This window comes from Methylobacterium sp. A54F (assembly GCF_053346035.1).
Genome location: NZ_JBKFBF010000069.1, coordinates 1 through 344, shown reverse-complemented (window position 1 = coordinate 344; position 344 = coordinate 1). Strand labels below are relative to the sequence as shown.

The 344-nt window shown below is 72.4% G+C and carries 1 protein-coding gene; it reads left to right on the top strand.

Annotated elements, in window-relative coordinates; translation table 11 throughout:
* Positions 1-344, top strand: a 344-nt coding sequence (locus tag ACLBXP_RS25365; protein ID WP_447670603.1) for a hypothetical protein, incomplete at both ends; no start/stop codon positions are given.

The following is a 344-nucleotide window of genomic DNA, read 5'->3' as shown; positions in this document are numbered from 1 at the left end:
ATGGCGGATGGCAGCGAGAAGCCCATTGGGGAGGTGCGCCCGGGCGACCTCGTCATGGCCTTCGACGGCTCGGCCGATCCCGGCCGCGGTGGCCTGGTGCCCCGTCCCGTCACCCGCACCTTCCGGGACACCGCCCGGCACGTCGTCGACCTGCGCGGCCTGCACTGCACCCCCGGCCACGTCTTTCTCACCGGCGAGACCGACGCCCACGGCCGGGGCGTGTCCAAGATGATCAGCACCATCCTGAAGGAGGACGGCACCATCGTCCTGGCCCAGGGCGGCGCCGTCCTACGTGCCCGCACCGGGGCCCCTGTGGGCCCGATCGACGACAGCCCCATCCAGAT